This window comes from Salmonella sp. 741265055_HSA, assembly GCF_046569525.1.
In the GTDB taxonomy this organism is placed as follows: Bacteria; Pseudomonadota; Gammaproteobacteria; order Enterobacterales; family Enterobacteriaceae; genus Salmonella; species Salmonella enterica.
Genome location: NZ_JBKFSQ010000001.1, coordinates 12,508 through 31,870, shown reverse-complemented (window position 1 = coordinate 31,870; position 19,363 = coordinate 12,508). Strand labels below are relative to the sequence as shown.

General features: G+C 52.5%; 18 protein-coding genes. 4 read left to right on the top strand and 14 right to left on the bottom strand.

Annotated features, from left to right (window positions below):
• Positions 1-34: 34 nt before the first annotated feature.
• The gene (gene tcyP / locus ACLD4K_RS00145; protein WP_001010662.1) at positions 35-1,426 is read left to right on the top strand and encodes a cystine/sulfocysteine:cation symporter; all 1,392 of its coding nucleotides are present in this window, start codon (positions 35-37) and stop codon (positions 1,424-1,426) included.
• Positions 1,427-1,528: 102 nt separating this feature from the next.
• On the opposite strand, the gene cedA is transcribed toward tcyP, so the two are convergent.
• Complete coding sequence (gene cedA, locus ACLD4K_RS00140; protein WP_000977509.1) at positions 1,529-1,771, bottom strand: cell division activator CedA; 243 nt, start codon at positions 1,769-1,771, stop codon at positions 1,529-1,531.
• A gap of 364 nt (positions 1,772-2,135) precedes the next feature.
• On the opposite strand from cedA, the gene katE reads away from it, so the two are divergent.
• Positions 2,136-4,388, top strand: coding sequence for a catalase HPII (katE, locus tag ACLD4K_RS00135; protein WP_135370559.1), 2,253 nt, complete (start codon positions 2,136-2,138; stop codon positions 4,386-4,388).
• Positions 4,389-4,431: 43 nt separating this feature from the next.
• Here the strand turns inward: katE and chbG are convergent, their stop codons facing one another.
• The 7 genes from chbG to osmE form a co-directional block, all read right to left on the bottom strand.
• Entirely contained in the window at positions 4,432-5,190 is a 759-nt protein-coding gene (gene chbG / locus ACLD4K_RS00130; protein ID WP_411011172.1) for a chitin disaccharide deacetylase, read from the bottom strand.
• A 12-nt stretch (positions 5,191-5,202) separates the two neighbouring features.
• Entirely contained in the window at positions 5,203-6,558 is a 1,356-nt protein-coding gene (locus ACLD4K_RS00125; protein WP_000078780.1) for a 6-phospho-beta-glucosidase, read from the bottom strand.
• 123 nt (positions 6,559-6,681) lie between these two features.
• The gene (gene chbR / locus ACLD4K_RS00120; protein ID WP_079944262.1) at positions 6,682-7,524 is read right to left on the bottom strand and encodes a transcriptional regulator ChbR; all 843 of its coding nucleotides are present in this window, start codon (positions 7,522-7,524) and stop codon (positions 6,682-6,684) included.
• Between the two features lie 10 nt (positions 7,525-7,534).
• Positions 7,535-7,882: a PTS N,N'-diacetylchitobiose transporter subunit IIA gene (gene chbA, locus ACLD4K_RS00115; RefSeq protein ID WP_079944263.1), complete on the bottom strand. Its 348-nt coding sequence runs from the start codon at positions 7,880-7,882 to the stop codon at positions 7,535-7,537.
• A gap of 50 nt (positions 7,883-7,932) precedes the next feature.
• The gene (gene chbC / locus ACLD4K_RS00110; RefSeq protein ID WP_000073067.1) at positions 7,933-9,291 is read right to left on the bottom strand and encodes a PTS N,N'-diacetylchitobiose transporter subunit IIC; all 1,359 of its coding nucleotides are present in this window, start codon (positions 9,289-9,291) and stop codon (positions 7,933-7,935) included.
• Between the two features lie 82 nt (positions 9,292-9,373).
• Positions 9,374-9,694, bottom strand: a complete 321-nt coding sequence (gene chbB, locus ACLD4K_RS00105) for a PTS N,N'-diacetylchitobiose transporter subunit IIB (RefSeq protein ID WP_000412161.1) — start codon at positions 9,692-9,694, stop codon at positions 9,374-9,376.
• A gap of 300 nt (positions 9,695-9,994) precedes the next feature.
• Positions 9,995-10,336 (bottom strand): osmotically-inducible lipoprotein OsmE, encoded by a 342-nt coding sequence (gene osmE / locus ACLD4K_RS00100; protein ID WP_001039301.1) that lies wholly within the window; start codon positions 10,334-10,336, stop codon positions 9,995-9,997.
• Between the two features lie 218 nt (positions 10,337-10,554).
• Here osmE and nadE point away from each other — a divergent pair, with 218 nt between their 5' ends.
• Both nadE and cho read left to right on the top strand, forming a co-directional pair.
• The gene (nadE, locus tag ACLD4K_RS00095; RefSeq protein ID WP_000174980.1) at positions 10,555-11,382 is read left to right on the top strand and encodes an ammonia-dependent NAD(+) synthetase; all 828 of its coding nucleotides are present in this window, start codon (positions 10,555-10,557) and stop codon (positions 11,380-11,382) included.
• A 120-nt stretch (positions 11,383-11,502) separates the two neighbouring features.
• The gene (gene cho / locus ACLD4K_RS00090; RefSeq protein WP_411011171.1) at positions 11,503-12,384 is read left to right on the top strand and encodes an excinuclease Cho; all 882 of its coding nucleotides are present in this window, start codon (positions 11,503-11,505) and stop codon (positions 12,382-12,384) included.
• A 74-nt stretch (positions 12,385-12,458) separates the two neighbouring features.
• On the opposite strand, the gene spy is transcribed toward cho, so the two are convergent.
• From spy to ACLD4K_RS00060, 6 genes are all read right to left on the bottom strand, one after another.
• On the bottom strand, positions 12,459-12,944 hold the full coding sequence (spy, locus tag ACLD4K_RS00085) for an ATP-independent periplasmic protein-refolding chaperone Spy (RefSeq protein WP_001229001.1): 486 nt from the start codon (positions 12,942-12,944) through the stop codon (positions 12,459-12,461).
• A 335-nt stretch (positions 12,945-13,279) separates the two neighbouring features.
• Positions 13,280-14,248, bottom strand: coding sequence for a succinylglutamate desuccinylase (gene astE / locus ACLD4K_RS00080; protein ID WP_411011170.1), 969 nt, complete (start codon positions 14,246-14,248; stop codon positions 13,280-13,282).
• Complete coding sequence (gene astB, locus ACLD4K_RS00075) at positions 14,241-15,584, bottom strand: N-succinylarginine dihydrolase (protein WP_411011169.1); 1,344 nt, start codon at positions 15,582-15,584, stop codon at positions 14,241-14,243. The genes astE and astB overlap by 8 nt, the downstream gene beginning before the upstream one ends.
• Positions 15,581-17,059 carry a succinylglutamate-semialdehyde dehydrogenase gene (gene astD / locus ACLD4K_RS00070; protein ID WP_411011168.1) on the bottom strand — a complete coding sequence of 493 codons (1,479 nt, stop codon included), beginning with the start codon at positions 17,057-17,059 and terminating at the stop codon, positions 15,581-15,583. The genes astB and astD overlap by 4 nt, the downstream gene beginning before the upstream one ends.
• Positions 17,056-18,090 carry an arginine N-succinyltransferase gene (gene astA / locus ACLD4K_RS00065; RefSeq protein WP_076726450.1) on the bottom strand — a complete coding sequence of 345 codons (1,035 nt, stop codon included), beginning with the start codon at positions 18,088-18,090 and terminating at the stop codon, positions 17,056-17,058. The genes astD and astA overlap by 4 nt, the downstream gene beginning before the upstream one ends.
• Positions 18,081-19,307, bottom strand: a complete 1,227-nt coding sequence (locus tag ACLD4K_RS00060) for an aspartate aminotransferase family protein (RefSeq protein ID WP_411011167.1) — start codon at positions 19,305-19,307, stop codon at positions 18,081-18,083. Before ACLD4K_RS00060 ends, astA begins: the two co-directional genes overlap by 10 nt.
• Positions 19,308-19,363: the final 56 nt, after the last annotated feature.

Sequence of the window (19,363 nt, the reverse complement as noted above, 5' to 3'; positions counted from 1 at the left end):
AGCGCTTCATAATAAAAAAATCAGGAGAACGGGGATGAATTTTCCATTAATTGCGAACATTGCGGTGTTCGTCATTCTGCTGTTTGTACTGGCGCAGGCCCGTCATAAACAGTGGAGTCTGGCTAAAAAAGTGCTTGTCGGCCTTGTGATGGGCGTGGTCTTTGGTCTGGCCCTGCACACCATTTATGGCGCTGACAGTCAGGTGTTAAAAGACTCCATTCAGTGGTTCAATATTGTCGGCAACGGTTATGTGCAATTACTACAAATGATTGTGATGCCGCTGGTATTCGCCTCTATTTTAAGCGCCGTGGCACGACTGCATAACGCCTCTCAATTGGGGAAAATCAGTTTTCTGACTATCGGCACGCTGCTGTTTACTACCCTTATCGCAGCGCTGGTGGGCGTGCTGGTCACCAATCTGTTCGGACTGACGGCGGAAGGTCTGGTTCAGGGCGGCGCGGAAACCGCGCGTCTGAATGCCATTGAGACGAGCTATGTCGGCAAAGTGGCCGATCTCAGCGTGCCGCAACTGGTGCTGTCTTTTGTACCGAAAAATCCGTTTGCGGATCTGACTGGCGCCAATCCTACGTCTATTATCAGCGTGGTGATTTTCGCCGCATTCCTGGGCGTGGCCGCGCTTAAACTGCTGAAAGATGATGCGCCAAAAGGCGAGCGTGTGCTTGTTGCTATCGATACCCTGCAAAGCTGGGTGATGAAGCTGGTGCGTCTGGTGATGCAACTTACGCCTTATGGCGTACTGGCGCTGATGACGAAAGTGGTTGCCGGCTCTAATCTGCAGGACATCATTAAGCTTGGAAGCTTCGTGGTAGCGTCATATCTTGGTCTGGCGATAATGTTTGTGGTTCACGGCATACTATTGGGCGTGAACGGGATTAGCCCGCTGAAATATTTCCGCAAGGTGTGGCCGGTGCTGACATTTGCCTTTACCAGCCGCTCCAGCGCCGCCTCCATTCCACTTAATGTGGAAGCGCAAACCCGCCGCCTGGGCGTGCCGGAGTCCATCGCCAGCTTTGCTGCCTCTTTTGGCGCGACCATCGGCCAAAACGGTTGTGCCGGTCTTTATCCTGCAATGTTAGCGGTAATGGTTGCGCCGACGGTCGGCATCAACCCCTTAGACCCCGTATGGATAGCCACGCTGGTGGGTATCGTTACCGTAAGTTCGGCGGGTGTTGCCGGCGTTGGCGGCGGCGCGACCTTCGCCGCGCTGATAGTGCTGCCTGCCATGGGCTTACCGGTCACGCTGGTCGCGCTGTTAATCTCCGTCGAACCGTTGATTGATATGGGCCGTACCGCACTGAACGTGAGCGGCTCAATGACCGCGGGTACGCTGACCAGCCAGTGGCTGAAGCAGACCGATAAAACCATTCTCGATAGCGAAGAAGACGCTGAACTGGCGCATCGATAATACATTATCGGGCGTTCACATCGTCTGAGACACGACGATCAGCAACTCAAAATGTCTGTCACTAAAAACGCCGGTCTCCAGTACCGGCATTTTGTTTTTTTCTTAGTCAGCGATTTCGTTTTCCTGGCGAACCTGATTCGCCCAACGCTGCGCCGATTCTGGCACGCTAAAGGCGGGCGACCGTTGAAATGACTCCCCCATCAGAACAAAGGCAACATACTTACCGCGCAGTATCCAGACGTCGCGAAACGTATCCATTTTTATCGCATGTTCCGGCGGCGCGGGTTCAACACGCGGAATATAGCTAATAATCTGGCGATTTTGCTGGCGAAGAGGTTTCATCATTAATGCTTCACTAAAAGAGGCTAAGAGCCTATCCCATTAGGGCTATTTTACTTGCCATTTTGGTCCTGGGCAGTGCTCAAAATCCTCACGTACTACGTGTACGCTCCGGTTTTTGCGCGCTGTCCGTGTCCAAACTGGCTGCGCCAATAACGCCTACTGGGATAGGCTCTAAGGCTAAAAATCAGAAAAACACTATTTTAGCCGATCTTCGCCCCCGACGTCCTGTTCCGCGCGTGCGATTTCCCTGTTATACCCTGTCTGCTGTTCCGCTCTCCCCCGGCATAATTGCTGAAATGTTCTATAGTTAGAGTGATTTTGACTACTACCACGCCCATTTCAGTGATGAAAGCAGGAGACGAGTTCAATGTCGCATAATGAGAAATCCCCCCATCAGTCCCCCGTGCATGATACCCGTGAATCACAGCCCGGCCTGGACTCCCTGGCGCCGTCAGACGGTTCACATCGCCCCACGCCAGAACCGACGCCGCCGGGCGCGCAACCAACGGCCCCCGGCAGCTTAAAAGCGCCCGAGACCGCGAATGATAAGCTCACCGCCCTCGACGCCTTTCGTAAAGGCAGCGAAAATTATGCGCTGACCACCAATCAGGGCGTGCGCATCGCCGACGATCAAAATTCTCTTCGCGCCGGCAGCCGTGGCCCTACGCTGTTGGAAGATTTTATCCTGCGCGAGAAAATTACCCACTTTGACCATGAGCGTATCCCGGAGAGGATCGTTCACGCCCGCGGATCTGCAGCGCACGGTTATTTCCAGCCATATAAAGACCTGAGCGACATCACGAAAGCCGCGTTTCTGTGCGATCCACAGAAAATTACCCCGGTCTTTGTTCGCTTTTCGACAGTACAGGGCGGCGCGGGGTCTGCTGATACCGTACGTGATATCCGCGGTTTTGCGACCAAATTTTATACCGAAGAGGGAATTTTCGATCTCGTCGGTAATAACACGCCGATCTTTTTTATCCAGGATGCGCATAAGTTTCCAGATTTTGTGCACGCCGTTAAGCCCGAACCTCATTGGGCTATTCCGCAAGGACAGAGCGCGCACGACACCTTCTGGGACTATGTTTCCTTACAGCCTGAGACGCTGCACAACGTCATGTGGGCAATGTCGGATCGCGGTATTCCACGCAGTTATCGGACGATGGAAGGGTTCGGCATTCACACCTTCCGTCTGATCAATGCACAAGGGAAAGCGACCTTTGTCCGTTTCCACTGGAAACCGTTGGCAGGTAAAGCCTCGCTGGTGTGGGATGAGTCACAAAAACTGACCGGTCGCGATCCGGATTTTCACCGCCGGGATCTGTGGGAGGCCATCGAAGCGGGCGATTTCCCGGAATACGAGCTGGGCCTACAACTCATTGCCGAAGAGGATGAATTTAAATTCGATTTTGATCTGCTCGATCCGACCAAACTGATTCCGGAAGAGTTGGTGCCAGTACAACGCGTCGGCAAAATGGTGTTAAACCGTAATCCGGATAACTTTTTCGCTGAAAACGAACAGGCGGCATTTCATCCAGGACATATTGTTCCCGGCATTGATTTTACCAACGATCCGCTGTTACAGGGGCGTCTGTTCTCTTATACCGACACGCAAATCAGTCGTCTGGGCGGGCCAAACTTCCACGAAATTCCGATTAACCGCCCTACCTGCCCCTACCATAACTTCCAGCGTGACGGTATGCACCGGATGGATATCGACACCAATCCGGCGAACTATGAACCAAACTCCATTAATGACAACTGGCCACGCGAAACGCCGCCAGCGCCAAAACGCGGCGGCTTCGAATCATACCAGGAACGCGTGGATGGCAATAAAATCCGCGAACGCAGCCCTTCTTTTGGTGAATATTACGCGCATCCCCGCCTGTTCTGGCTCAGTCAGACGCCGATAGAGCAGCAGCATATTATTGACGCGTTCAGCTTTGAACTGGGTAAAGTCGCCCGCGCGTATATTCGGGAGCGGGTGGTCGATCAGTTAGCGCATATTGATGTCACGCTGGCTCAGGGCGTCGCGCATAATCTCGGTTTTGCACTCACCCATGAACAAACGCAAATTGCCCCGCCTCCTGATGTCAACGGTCTGAAAAAAGATCCGGCGCTCAGCCTGTATGCGGTGCCGGACGGCGATGTTAAAGGCCGCGTGGTCGCTATCCTGCTGAACGACAAGGTTAACGCCGCCGAACTGTTGACCATTTTGCAGGCTTTAAAAGCCAAAGGCGTCCACGCAAAACTGCTCTATTCACGGATGGGTGAAGTAACGGCTGATGACGGTTCAACATTAACTATTGCGGCAACCTTTGCCGGCGCGCCGTCGCTAACGGTCGATGCGGTAATAGTACCGTGCGGCAATATTGCCGATATCGAGAGTTGCGGCGATGCCCGTTACTACCTTCTGGAAGCCTACAAACATCTGAAGCCCATCGCACTGGCAGGCGACGCCCGACGGTTTAAGGCGCTTTTAAACATTGATAGCCAGGGGGAAGAAGGACTTGTTGAGGCAGATAACGTTGACCACCACTTTATGGACACTCTGCTGACGCTGATGGCGGCACACCGTGTCTGGTCGCGTGCGGGGAAAATTAACGCGATTCCTGCATAAACGACAAAAAATGCGGCGCATTCTTGCGCCGCAAACTCAGGAGCTAAATATCAAGAAAACTGCCAGGACGATATCCACGTTCCGCAATCGCTGCCTTGAGTGACGCAGACGTCAACACCTCCAGTTCAGTTAAGCGGGGGTAACAATAGGCGCTCTGGCGAATAATGTTGTCCACAAACGCCGGATGACACATCACCTCCAGAGAGGCCTCTCCTCGATGCGCCGAGGCATCCAGAATGCGTAAAAAGCACGCTTCGGTGATCTCCTCGCCGTAAAATTCACTACTAAATCCTTGAGTGCTGCGCAAATCCGACGGCAGATCGTCGGCGTTCAACACCGTCTGGCGGTCAATACGTAACGCAATCCCGCGCTGCGCCGCAAAGCGGGCGACGATGGGGAAAATTTGCGGGAGCATATGCACATGATGGTGGCTGTCGAGATGCGTTGGCTCGCGGCCAAATACGTCGATGAAACGCTGATACTGACACGCCAGTTCATGCGCAATTTCATCCAGCGGAAGCGTATCCTCCTCCGCCATTTGCCAGATCCATTTCCCCAACAGGCCGTCCCGCGTCAGGCCCGGCATCTCTGACACCGGTTTGCCTAACGTCAAAACAAAATGCATTCCCACCCCAAGCGCAGGCAGCTCGCGGCTAAGCTGCGCCGCATGGCCAATAGCCTCGCCATTGACCAGCGCCGTCGTGGAGGTCACAACGCCATTGCGATATGCTTCAACAATGCCGTAATTTTGCCCTTTACTCAGGCCAAAATCATCAGCATTCACAATCAACACGCGTTCCATAGCCTACCTCTGTCAGTGGTGCTTACCTTTAAGCGCTTCGATGCAAGCGGCAAAATTAGGCAGCCATTTTTCATGCGCCAGAATGAGCTCACGCGCCAGGACTTCTGCGTCACGGTCGGAATGCACCAGCGGACTCAGGTTAAGCGCCAGCAGAACATCATTAAAGTTTCCGCTCAGCGCCGCATTGCTGGCCGCGACCTCAAATCCTTTAATAGTATGGATAAGCCCCAGCACTTTTTCGTCAAAACGGGTGATACGCGGGTGCGGCGTCGCGCCATTGCGTCCCAGAATGCAGGTCATTTCCACCGCCCAGTCCGCCGGAATATTCTCGACATGCCCATGATGTGGAATATTAACGTAATGCTCAGTCTGCTTGTCATTATAAATAGCGTTAATGACTTCACAAGCGGCATCGGAATAATAAGCGCCGCCGCGTTGCTCAAGCTCTTTCGGCTTCACGTTTAGCTCAGGATTTTTGTACAAGTCGAAGAGTTGTTTCTCCACTTTTTGTACGACCTGAGCGCGCGCGCCGCCTTTGTAATATTCGCCCATTTCAATCGCCAGCATCTCTTTTTGCTTGAAGTAATACAACAAATAAGAGCACGGCAGCATGTTCAGCGAGCGAATCAATCCTTCACTAAACGGCAGATCAAAGATATTTTTTACGGTTGACGCTTTCAACTGACCGGACGCCACGCCATCCAGTAATTCTGCGAACCGTGAGGTGCCATTCACCAGCACGTCTTTAATAAAGACCATATGGTTTAGACCAAACAGGTCAATGGAAAGATCGTCAGTCTCATTCAGCGCCAGCACGTCATGAATAAACATTTTCATGCCGACAGGAATATTACATACGCCAATGAACTTTTTAAAGTTGGTATGACGATAAACCGCTTCCGTCACCATCCCCGCCGGATTAGTAAAGTTAATGACCCACGCATTCGGACATAATTCCTCAACATCCTTAATGATGTCAAAAATAACCGGAATGGTGCGCAACCCTTTAAATAAACCGCCAGCGCCGTTGGTTTCTTGCCCCAGATAGCCGTGGCTAAGCGGGATACGCTCGTCCAGTTCACGGGCTTTGAGTTGACCAACGCGTAGCTGGGTAGTAACAAAATTAGCGTCTTTCAGCGCTTCCCGACGATCCAGCGTTTTATACAATTTTAGCGGAACGCCTGCTTTATCAATCATTCGCTGGCAGAGATCATAAATAATGCCCAGCTTCTCTTTCCCATCTTCAACGTCAACCAACCATAATTCGGTGACAGGTAATTCATGGTAGCGTTTAATAAAGCCTTCAAGTAATTCAGGGGTGTAGCTGCTCCCGCCACCAATAGTGACGACTTTTAATTTCTGGCTCATAATATCTCCCTTCAGTGTATGACACTGATATGTATTACGCTATGCCCGCTCGTAAGAAATAGCGTGACGTTCCCCTGCTATTGGGGCAAGCGTGAAATGTAACTAATCGAGCAATGCAAACCGTTACTCATTAATTTCCGTCAATCGCTTCCGATAACTATTCGGCGTGAATGAGGTCATCTTCTTAAACGTTTTAATAAACAGACTTGGACTGCTATACCCGGCTTCATAAGCAATATCCGTAACCGAATAATTGGTCATTTCCAACTGTTTCTTGGCAAAATTAATGCGAATCTCATTAATGATTTGCATCGGCGTTTTGCTGTAATAACGTCGGGTGGCGCGCGTTAGATACTCCTGGGATTTTGCCGACAGGCGCACCATATTTTCCAGCGCATGTTCGCCAAACTGCGATTTATCGTGCATTATCTCCACGGTGGCTTTCAGCCATTGTGGGATATCATCATAAACCTGCTCTTCGCGGTAATGACGTAAGCGGTTTATAATATAAAATGTCACCACTTCGATAAATTCGTCGAGCCCATTGCCGCGAAAATTCAACGACGCAATCACCGTTTCAATATAGGTAAGGAAGGTGCTATTCGCCCTGTATACCTGCGATGCCACAAAACAAAACGGCAGTAACGGAAGATAATGCTGTTCAAAAAAACGTTTACTAATTCCTACGTTCAGAATACGCGTTGCGCCAAACTCATAGAAACTTTGGTGATTCGACCCCACCGGGATAAAAACAAAATCTCCACGTTCCAGCAGCACACGCTTCCCGTTGATCTCCTGGTAATAACGTCCGGTCAATACCAGGGTAAATTCATAGTAGTCGTGCTGATGCAGCCCGGTGACGCTTTCCGTCTTGTTATAGATAAACACATGGAAATTTTTGCCATTGAAGAGCTGCTGCTCATAAACCGTTTTGATTTCCGTTGCGTTAACCTGTAGCTGCATCATCCGCCCCCTGTTATTTCAGTTTCTCATGGAGCTCAATTAACTCAGCAATCAGTTCACGAGCCAGCATTGATGTCATCAAATGATCCTGAGCGTGAACCAGGACCAGACTGACTTTCATTTTGCCTTCGCCCTGATCGCCTTCGATGAGTTTTGTCTGCACAAGATGCGCTTCATTGAGCGCCATGCGCGACTGGTCCATCATCGCTTTCGCCGCCTCAAAATCGCCTTCTTTCGCTTTTCTGAGCGCGCCATATGCCAGGCTGCGCGCCTGACCAGAATTGATGATAAGCCCCATAACGACTTCTTCGAGTTCCTCAGCCGCTGTCTGGTTATCTACAACATTTTCAAGATCAAACATAGTCTTTCCTCTGATTCAGCCCGGCATGGCATCCCATGCCGACGCGGAGTTTAGAATTTCAGTGCGTTAGCGATATCTTCTTCGCTTTCTTCCTGCTCAATGGCGTTCTGCGCTTTGTTAGCCACCACCACGAAGGGGAGATAAATCAGGGTAGCGACCGCCAGGTTAAATAGCGCAACCAGTAATGCGGCGACGCTGCCGTTGGTGTTAAAGAACGCCCCCAGCCCGGTTGGCATAGTCCACGGCGCAATATTGGTAATCGGCGGAATAATACCCAAATAGTAAGCCACCAGCGTAATCGCCGCCAGAATCGGCTGTACCAGAATGAAGGGGATAAACATCACCGGGTTCATAATGATCGGCAGGCCAAACAGGATGGGTTCGTTAATCTGGAAGATACCTGACGGCAGAGCCAGTTTTGCCACCTGGCGATAGTCCGCGCGACGGGATGCCAGGAAGATAGCGATGATCAGACCCAGCGTTGCGCCGCTACCACCGAGGAAGATATAAGAATCCAGCATCGGTTTCGCCCAGATATGGAACGTTTTACCGGCTTCCAGTGCCGCATCGACGGAGCCATACTGCTGGTAAATAGAGATGTTTTCCAGCGCCCAGGGCGTCATGATGCCGCTGTCCAGCGCGGTCAGTGCCAGCGAACCATGAATACCAAAGAACCACAGCAGCGGTACAAAAATGACATATGCCCACCCTACCACGCTACCCAGCGATGCCAGCGGCGTAGAGATAGTGTCCATAATGATCTGATGGAAGTTAGAACCGTAATTAGACAGCGCCCAGGCAATAATCCCCATAATAGAGAGAATAATAAAGCCGGGAATTAATGCTGAGAATGAACGAGACACCGAAGCCGGTACGCTGTCCGGTAGTTTAATCACCCAGTTGCGCCGGACAACAAATGTAAACATCTCCGCGACCACCAGGCCAATAATAATACCGGAGATAATATTCGCGCCGCCCAGCCAGTTAGCGCCTACGGCATAGGCCTCGCCGACACTATACGGCGTTACGGTCATAAATGCCGCCACGGAGAGCAGTCCGGCGGCCAGCGCATCAACCTTGCGCTCTTCCGCCAACGCCATGCCGATAAAAAATGGTGCCATGAGCGACATAATGCCCAATGTGCCGTTATAGACGTTCCCGCCGATGCCTTTCAATCCATTAAGAGTTTCAATGGTTGAGGCATCAAGCCGAATGCCCATGGAATAAAAAAACGACCCCTCCCCAAAGCTCAGGAAAACGTTATTAATTAATACAAACATCGCCCCCGCAAGGGTTAATGGCATTAAACGAATAAAGCCGTTCTTGATTGCATTAACGTGTGGCTGCTTTCCTATTTTTACAGCAAAAGGAAGGAGTACCTTTTCAAGTGAAGCAATGACGTTACTCATAGAAAAATACCCTTAAATACCGCAATAAAATATTGCGGTTAGTGTATGAAATAACTCTTTGACGGGAAAAATTAAAAAATAATTAATTCGCGGCGGCTTTTTTAATTGCCGCTACCGCAGCTTTAAGCACGCCTAAACCATCTACCTTGCCGTACAACATTGAATCAATGACTTCTACCGGTTTACCGGGTAATAAACGCTGAATTTCGGGGAGCATATAAGCAATTTGCGGGCCTAATAACACGACGTCCGCTGCCGGGCCTTTTTCACCGGCCAGGGTTTCAGGGAATGCTTCAATAATCACCGGCACTTCATATTTTTCAGCCTGAGCGCGCATTTTTGATACCAGTAACGATGTTGACATGCCCGCAGAACAAAACAGATAAATGTGTTTCTTTTCCATAAAAACCTTCCTCATGTGCGATTATCTGTCAACCAGATACGCCGCAAGCCTCAACCTGCATCCATACTCTGGGCGACTTGCGTAACCGGATTTACTTTTTTAGGTGGCTGAAATGAGTATATGGGATCGGACCGCCGGATGGTATTTCCTTGACCCACTAAATTGTCTCTCATTGACCTGGCGTTATGACCCCCCTCACATTTCGGGTAAATAATTCGCGATAATAAATAAGGTTATTGCAGGCACAAAAAAACCGGCTCGCAGGCCGGTTTCCTTGAATGTTCAGGCAATGTACAGTTGTTACTGCTTCGGCGCCTGTGGGTCAGTGTCGTACTCCGCACAGGTCTGGTAGCCGGAGTTAATCACGTGCCCAGTATCATCCAGCGCAACAAAGTAGGTTTCCGCTTTACCATCACGTTGACCCAGGATGTAGGTCTGACAGGTACCGCGCGCATGAATCATGCTCACTTCAGATGACGGTTTGCCCGCAATCTGCGCAACTTGCGCCCTGCTCATTCCTTTTTTAACATCTTTAACGACAGGCTCAACAAATTGGTCTTTTGTACGATCATACGCCGTACAGCCTGCCAGCATAGTCATTACCGCCGCTGCGCTTAAAATTCCTGCTACGTTCTTGTTCATTTTCCGTCCTCTTGTTTATCAGCGTGTTATGTAAGCCTGGAATACATCAGAACATTTTTCAAGCCGCGCCTCGCCACAAAAAGCCTTTCGGAAAATTCTCTAACGCAGCGACATGTTGTTTTAAACACCGCTTAGCCCGCCAAACCTTGTCGTTTCAGCGGCGAAGGGGTAGCTTTAACAGGGTAAAGATTCATTTTTTTAATGTCGAAGGGGGTTAAATGACTCTGCAGCAAGAGATAATCCAGGCGCTTGGCGCGAAACCGCATATCAACCCTGAAGAAGAAATTCGCCGCAGCGTGGATTTTCTTAAAGCGTACCTGAAAACCTATCCCTTTTTGAAATCGCTGGTGTTAGGCATCAGCGGCGGGCAGGATTCGACGCTGGCCGGGAAACTCAGCCAGATGGCTATCGCCGAATTGCGGGAAGAGACCGGTGATAATGCGCTGCAGTTTATCGCCGTTCGTCTGCCTTATGGCGTGCAGGCCGATGAACAGGATTGCCAGGACGCCATTGCTTTTATTCAGCCGGACAGAGTACTCACCGTCAATATTAAAGGCGCCGTCCTCGCCAGCGAACAGGCGCTGCGCGAAGCGGGAATTGAGCTGAGCGATTTTGTTCGCGGCAATGAAAAAGCGCGTGAGCGAATGAAAGCGCAATATAGCATCGCCGGTATGACTCACGGCGTCGTGGTGGGTACCGACCATGCGGCGGAAGCGATAACCGGGTTCTTCACCAAATATGGCGATGGCGGTACCGATATTAACCCGCTTCATCGCCTTAACAAACGCCAGGGCAAACAGCTTCTCGCAGCGCTGGGCTGTCCTGAGCATCTGTATAAAAAAGTCCCCACCGCCGATTTGGAAGACGACCGCCCTTCACTGCCTGATGAAGCCGCGCTGGGCGTAACATATGACAATATTGACGATTACCTGGAAGGCAAAACGCTGGACCCCGCCATCGCTAAAACTATCGAAGGCTGGTATGTAAAAACTGAACATAAGCGCCGTTTACCGATTACGGTATTCGACGACTTTTGGAAAAAGTAAGCGTACTTCTACTGTTGCGCCGGATATCGCTCGTCTATCCGGCCTCCTCTCTTTCCAGCCTCTTTTTTAATCACCCATCCGCTGTTATACTGGATGAATAACCAGTTAACGGAGATCACTGTGGTACGGCGTCAATCAGCCCCCCGCCTTGAGTTTGAAGCGGCGGCCATTTACGAATATCCAGAACATTTACGTCCTTTCCTCAGCGAAGCGCCAGCCTTACCGGGCGTCTATATATTTCATAGCGAAAGCGATACGCTGCCGCTTTATATCGGTAAAAGCGTAAATATCCGCAGCCGGGTGCTCTCACATCTGCGAACGCCTGACGAGGCCGCGATGCTGCGACAGGCGCGGCGGATAAGCTGGATCTGCACCGCTGGGGAAATGGGCGCGTTGCTGCTGGAGGCGCGGCTGATCAAAGAACAACAGCCGCTGTTTAACAAGCGGTTACGTCGTAATCGCCAGCTTTGCTCTCTACAGTTGAGCGAACAAAAGATTGAGGTCGTTTCCGCCCGCAGCGTCGATTTTTCCCATGAGCCGAACCTGTTTGGGCTCTTCGCCAACCGTCGGGCAGCGCTGCAAAGCTTACAGAACCTCGCCGATGAACAAAAATTGTGTTATGGCCTGCTGGGGCTTGAATCGGTAAGCCGTGGGCGCGCCTGTTTTCGTTTCGCTCTGAAGCGCTGCGCTGGCGCGTGTTGCGGACAAGAAAGCCTGCAGACGCATTTTCTTCGTCTGCAGGCATCACTGGAACGGTTACGTGTGGTTTGCTGGCCCTGGAAAGGCGCTATCGCGTTAAAAGAGAGTCGCCCACAAATGACCCAGTTCCACATTATCAACAACTGGTTATGGCTGGGGGCGGTACCCTCGCTGGATGAGGCCGCCACCCTGGTGCGCGCACCTGCGGGCTTTGATCAGGACGGCTATAAAATTCTCTGTAAGCCACTAATGTCAGGTCAATATGAGATCATTGAACTGCACACCGACTGTCGCCAGTCATAAAGAAAACCGCCGATCCTGTCCACCTCAACGATTGTGTTGTCGACAAGACCGGCGGTCTTAAATTATGCAGAAAGTTATTCTGCCGCAGCAGGCATTTTACCTTCTTGCGCCGGGCGTTCTGTCAGACGCTTCTCAAAATTAGCGTTATATTGCTTTTTCTGCTCCGGCGTCAGAACGTTATAAATTTTATTCTGGGTTTCCATATGCGCCAGCATATTGGCCTTGCGCTGCGCTTCCATTTTCGTAATTTGCGCTTCGGCTTTGGCTTTATCGAAGGTATCGCTGGCAATAATATCATGCATGGCGCGACGCTCTTCCAGCGGCGGACGTTTCATTTGCTCGCGCTGCGCTTTCATAATGTCGCGAATTTGTTGCTTCTGTGCGTCTGTCAGGTTCAGGTTTTTAAACATCATATCGTGATGTGGGCCAAATTTACCTTTATGCTGCATCATTGGCTTCGCATCCGCTGGCGCGGCGGTGGTAGTCTCGGCGGCATGAGCCAGATTCGCAGCACCCATCGCCAGGGTAGAGGCAACAAATAGAGCAGTCAGTTTACGCATATTTCCATCCTTCCTTTCAGTTATTTTTACGGCATATTTAAAACAGCGCCGTGTTGTCGTGATTAACTTTAACCGTCTTAGCGTCAATTAGTCATAACAATGGTAAAACAATGAAAGTATAAAAAACACTTTTTCGCCAATTGTGAAGAAAAAAAGAATAAATTGCGCAGATTTGAAAGAGAAATATACAGCAGCATGATATAGCAGAAATTATGCAGAACTATAACGCAGCAACGCTTATTAATAAAGCAATTCTCCAGGAATAATCCGTAATAGCATGAAACTGTATCCCAAATCATCCCTGTAATCCTAACGTGAGCTTACAGGGACATTTATCAGGGCAGTCTTTCCAGCATTAATCCAGCCCGCAATCCGCAGGCGACAGAGGGATTAGGAAAGAGAACATATTCAACGTCATGCGTCACCGTCACGCGCTTATCCCCCTCCTCGGCCAGCAACGTTCCCTTCGCAAAGGCAGTAAAATTCAGCGTTTGCGCATCCATATAAAGCGTGAACTTGTCGCTGTGACGCGTGATTTGCGACACCACCCGATAGCGTAGCGGCGGCGAAGACGAGGTTGACGTTTCGACACCGCTCAGCAGCGCCGACAACGCCTGCGAGGTTACACTGAACTGCGTCAGATCGTTTTGCCCAAACGGCAACGCCTTTCCCAACTCCAGCGTACAGGAAAGCGCGCCGAAATGTTCAGAGCTAAAGTGCGTAAACGTACCGCCGGGTGCCTGATGAAATACCAACGCCTCCAGTCCTGCCGCGCCCAGCCACGCCAGAAAATCCGCCTCCCACGGACGGTCGCGCTGCGGCAATACGCCAAAACGCAAATGATACGAGCCACGAATGGCGGTATGCAGATCCAGATGCCAGCGTACCCGCGCCTGGCCAGATGAAAAGAAGGTCTCCAGACTTAGCTCCAGCTCACGCGCCCGCCGCGTTTCATCGCTTTCGGCAAAGGACTGCCAACGCCCGCCAAACATACGGTTCATATCGCTGTGACAATAGCGTATTCCCGCCGCCAGCGCCTGCGGATTGCCGAGTACCACCAGCACTCGCCACGTTAACGTCAAGCTGCCTGAATACAGCGCCGACAGCAGCTTATCCAGCATCTCTACCGGCGCGGTTTCATTCCCGTGTATCCCCGCAGAAAGAATTAACGCGCGGTCGACCGGCGCATCGGGCGTGAGTTCAAGCAGACCATGGCCTAACCAGCGCCAGCGAAAACCCGCGCCCTTCCCCTGCCTCACCCGTGGTGTCGTGCCGCTTAGCGTCAACGCCAGAAAGTTATCCATCAGCCGCCCCCGTTTGCTGGAAAGGATAAACCGACCCCAAATCCAGCAGACGCGTTAACACATCCAGCGCCTCCCGGCCTTCTCGCAATAATAACGGATCGGCCAGATCGGCAGCGGTCAGGCGATCGCGATAATAACGATCCGCCCACGCGTTAAGGGCCGTAAACAGAGCGTCATTCATCATTACCGCTGGATTCACCGCCCGTCGTTCTTCTTCTGTTAACACCACGCGTAATCGCAGACAGGCCGGGCCACCGCCGTTGGCCATACTTTCTCGCAAATCAAACACCTGCATCGCGCTGATGGGGTTATCCTCCGCCACCAGCTTATTCAGATAACGCCAGACGCCGACATGGTCCTGACATTCCCGCGGCAACACTAACAGCATTGAGCCGTCGTTACGGCTTAACAACTGACTATTAAACAGGTAGGTGGCCACAGCATCTGATACAGAAACCTCTCCGGCGGGCACCTCTATCGCCATAAAACCGTCAACGCGCGTACGCAACTGATTAGTGAGCACTTTCTGCCGGGCAAATGCCGCTTCGTGACAAAACAATACCTGTCGATTCGAAACGGCGATGACATCATTATGGAATACGCCTTGATCGATGACCTCCGGGTTTTGCTGAGCGAAGATAACCTGTTGCGGATTCACCTGATTAAGACGCGCCACGGCCTCGCTGGCTTCGCGGCTCTGGCGCGCCGGATAACGAGCGGGTCGTATTTCATTCTCCTCTTCGCGCCCATAGACAAAAAGCTGCACGCCTGCCGAACCATACTCGCCGCCAAGACGGTTATGATTCGCCGCGCCTTCATCTCCCAATAATGCGACCTGCGGTAACGCGCTATGCACTGAAAACTGACTTTCATCGCGAAATATGGCGCGTAGCAGCGCTTCGGTAACAGGCGCCTCAAGAGCGCGATGAAATTTATTGTTTAAATTCGCCACCGTCAGGTGAACTTTTCCGTCCAGCGCGTCTGCCGATGGGCAAACCGTCGCCGCATTCGCAACCCACATTGGCGACGCGGAACTCACGCTGGAAAGCCAGCGTGGCGCCTGACGCGCAACCTTATCCAGAATCTGCTCATCGCTACCCGTGAAGCCGAGCTGACGCAACGCCGGAATAAAAGGCCGCTCATGCGGCGGGATCACCGCCTGGGGAAAGCCGGCATCCGCCAAAGCCTTCATCTTTAGCAGCCCCTGCTTTACCGCCAGACGAGGATTCGACACCTGAAAACGGTGGCGGGTCGATGCCTCATTGCCGAAGGATAGCCCGGCATAATGGTGCGTAAGCCCCACCAGCCCGTCAAAATTAACTTCATGCGCCGTCATACCGCCTCCCTGCGAGAAAAGTCGAGGCCGGGGCTTAATGTCGCAGGCAACGTTAGTTCGGGAGATTCCAGACTGGCCATCGGCCAGGCGCAATAATCGGCGGCATACCAGGCGCTGGGCCGATGGTTGCCAGACGCGCCGACACCACCAAACGGCGCAGTACTCGCTGCCCCGGTGAGCGGTTTATTCCAGTTAACGATCCCTGCCCGCGCCTCCAGCAAGAGCTGTGCGAACTGCGCGCGATCCGTCGACACCAGCCCACACGACAGACCAAAACGGGTATTATTCGCCAGACGAATCGCCTCATCGAAATGCGCATAACGCCAGACGTTCAGCAGCGGACCAAACACCTCTTCATCCGGCACATCCGCGACGCCCGTCAGCTCAATGATGCCAGGCGTCAGCAGAGAGGTTCCCTCTTTGACCTTCCGCGGCGCCAGTAGCGTGCGACCGCCTAATGCCTCTCGTTGACGCCAGGCCTCCATCACATGCTGTGCCGCCTGCACTGAAATCAGTCCGCCGATAAACGGCTGCGGATCGTCGTCCCATCTGCCGGGCTGCAGACGTCCGGCGACGTCAACCAGCCGCGCCAGAAATGCATCTCCCTGCGCACCCTGTTTTACCAGAAGGCGTCGCGCGCAGGTACAGCGCTGTCCGGCGGTAATAAACGCCGATTGCAGCGTCAGATGTACCGCCGCATCTATATTTGCCACATCCTCAATAATGAGCGGATTGTTTCCGCCCATTTCCAGGGCCAGTATTTTTTCCGGCTGGCCGGATAGCTGGCGATGAAGCTGATATCCGGTACTGGCGCTGCCGGTAAACAGCAGTCCGTCGAGATCGTCGAGCGAACTCAGCGCTTGTCCGGTCTCCCGGCCGCCCTGCACCAGATTAAGAACGCCTGCCGGTAGCCCAGCCCGTTCCCAGAGTTTTATTACCGTTTCCCCGGTCCATGGCGTTAGCTCGCTAGGTTTGAAAATCAGCGTATTGCCTGCCAGCAACGCGGGCACAATATGGCCATTCGGTAAATGGCCGGGAAAGTTATAAGGGCCGAATACCGCCAGCACACCGTGAGGACGATGGCGCAACGTCGCGACGCCATCGACAAGTTCGCTTTTTTGTTCGCCTGTTCTGGCGTGGTAAGCCTTAATCGAGATGGCAATCTTATTGATCATCGCCGTCACTTCCGTTGCCGCCTCCCAGCGCGGTTTACCGGTTTCACACGCGATGACCTCCGTGAGCTCGGCTTTATGCGCCTCCAGCAGGGCGGCAAATTTCTCTACGATAGCCTGTCGTGCCGCAAAAGGCTGTCTGGCCCAACGAGGAAACGCCGCGCGCGCCGCCTGACAGGCCTCGGCGACCTGTGCCGCATTAGCGTCATTCCCCTGCCAAAGTATCTCCGCGCTCACCGGATTCGTTTTGCGGCGGCGTTCGCCCTGACCGGTTATCCAGTCGCCGTTTATCCATAGCGTCATACGGTTTTCTCCTCTGCGCAAAGGCGTACCAGCCGAACGTGGTCGCCCGTGCGACATTTCAGCGCATCCAACTGCGCGGCGGTCAGTACAAGTCGTGAAGTCTGCGGATCGGCACGCACCAGCGCGGCCCGAAAGTGGTGATAGTTTTCATTGGCGACCAGACATGCCGGATAGTCGCCAGGCGCGGGTTGCCCTTCCGCGACTTCCACCAGTCGGCTTTTACGAATGGCCCGCACGCGGTCAATATCACACTCCAGCGTCGGCCCGCCGTCGAAGATGTCGATATAGTGGCGATAGCGAAAACCTTCCTTTTCCAGCACCGCGCGGGCTGGCGCCGTTTGCGGGTGGACTTCGCCAATCACGGCCTGTGCCTCTTCAGATAAGAAGTGGGTATAAATAGGATGTTTGGGCATCAGCTCGGCGATAAACGCTTTTTGCCCGGTACCGCATAAAAAATCCGCCCGGCTGAAATCCATAGAAAAAAAGCGTTTGCCGAGACTTTGCCAGAAGGGAGAATAACCGTGCTCGTCAATGACGCCGCGCATTTCCGCCACCACTTTCTCATTGAATTTATCGCGAAACGCGGCCATAAACATAAAGCGCGATTTTGACAACAGGTAGCCGTTACCCTCTTTACGCCATTCGGGATCGAGAAACAGCGTGCAAAGCTCACTGCTGCCAGTGTGATCATTACTCAGGAATAATGTTGGCAACGCGTTATATACATTCAGCTCTTTGGAGGCATGAACCAGCGTACCGACACGATAGTTATACCAGGGGTCGTTAAGACCGACCGCGACCTCAATGGCGCAGATCCCGCCGACCTCACCCGTTTCACTGTCCTCGAGAACGAATACATACCCTTGTTCGCCTTTTGGCAGCTCGTCGGACCAGGTTTTTAGCGCGCGTTCAATGCGGGCCGCCAGCGTCGCTTCATTTGCCGGTAGCGAGGTTAAGCCGCCGCCCGTTTTGCCTGCAAGCTGCATCAGCGCGGCGATATCCGCATGTTCGACAGGACGAATCACCCGCATGATGCGCCTCCCGTCTGAAGGCGTTCGCACGCCATGGCAAAACGATCAAGCCCGGTGGCTATCTCCTCGTCGCTCACATTTAACGCTGGCGCAAAACGCACCACGTCGCCACCGGCAATGAGCACCATCACGCCTGCTTTTGCCGCTTCCTGGGCGATGAGTTTAGCTTTTCCGGCAAACTCCGTCTGTAGCACACAGCCAAGCAGTAGCCCCAGCCCGCGAATTTCACTGAACATGCCAAAACGCACATTAAGGGTATTTAGACGTTCAATAAACGCATCGTGGCGCTGTCTGACGCCGTTTTGCATCTCCGGCGTATTGATGATATCCAGTACTTTTCCGGCAACTGCCGTCGCCAGCGGATTACCGCCGTAGGTGGTGCCATGCGTGCCTGGCGTCATGACGCTGGCATAGTCTTGCGTGGTCAGCATCGCGCCGATCGGGAAGCCGCCGCCCAACGCTTTAGCGGTCGTCAGGATATCGGGCGTAACGCCATAATGCATATATGCATACAGTTCGCCGGTACGTCCGACGCCCGTCTGCACCTCATCAAAAATCAGTAACGCCTGATGCCGGTCGCACAATTCACGCAGCCCCTGCAAAAAAGCTTTCGTGGCGGGGATCACGCCGCCCTCGCCCTGCACAGGTTCTACGATCACGGCGCAGGTATTGTCATCAATTAGCGCGCTGGCGGAGTTCAGATCGTTATAGGCTGCATGACGAATATCCGGCGGCAGCGGCGCAAAGTCCTGTGAATAGGTGGGTTGACCGCCAGCGCTGACGGTAAAGAGCGTGCGGCCATGGAACGCGTTTTTAAAGGCCACAATGCCGCTTTTATGATTGCCGACACGATCGTGGGCATATTTGCGCGCCAGTTTTAATGCTGCTTCATTTGCTTCAGCGCCTGAATTACAAAAGAAAACGCGTTCGGCGAAGGTCGCATCGATCAGTTTTTTCGCCAGTCGCAGCGCCGGTTCATTGGTGTAACCGTTCCCGGTATGCCAGAAGCGATTCGCCTGTTCATTTAACGCCTCGCGCAGCGCCGGATGCGCATGTCCCAAGGCGTTGACCGCGATCCCGCCAGCAAAATCAATATACTCTTTCCCCTGCTGATCCCACAGGCGTGAGCCTTCTCCGCGTACAGGAATAAAAGGCGCGGGAACATATACCGGCACCATCCATTCATCAAAGTTTTCGCGCGTAATTGACAGAGACATAGCGACCTCTTTTGGTAAAAATAAAGTTATTTATATGTTAATTAATATGAGTGTTT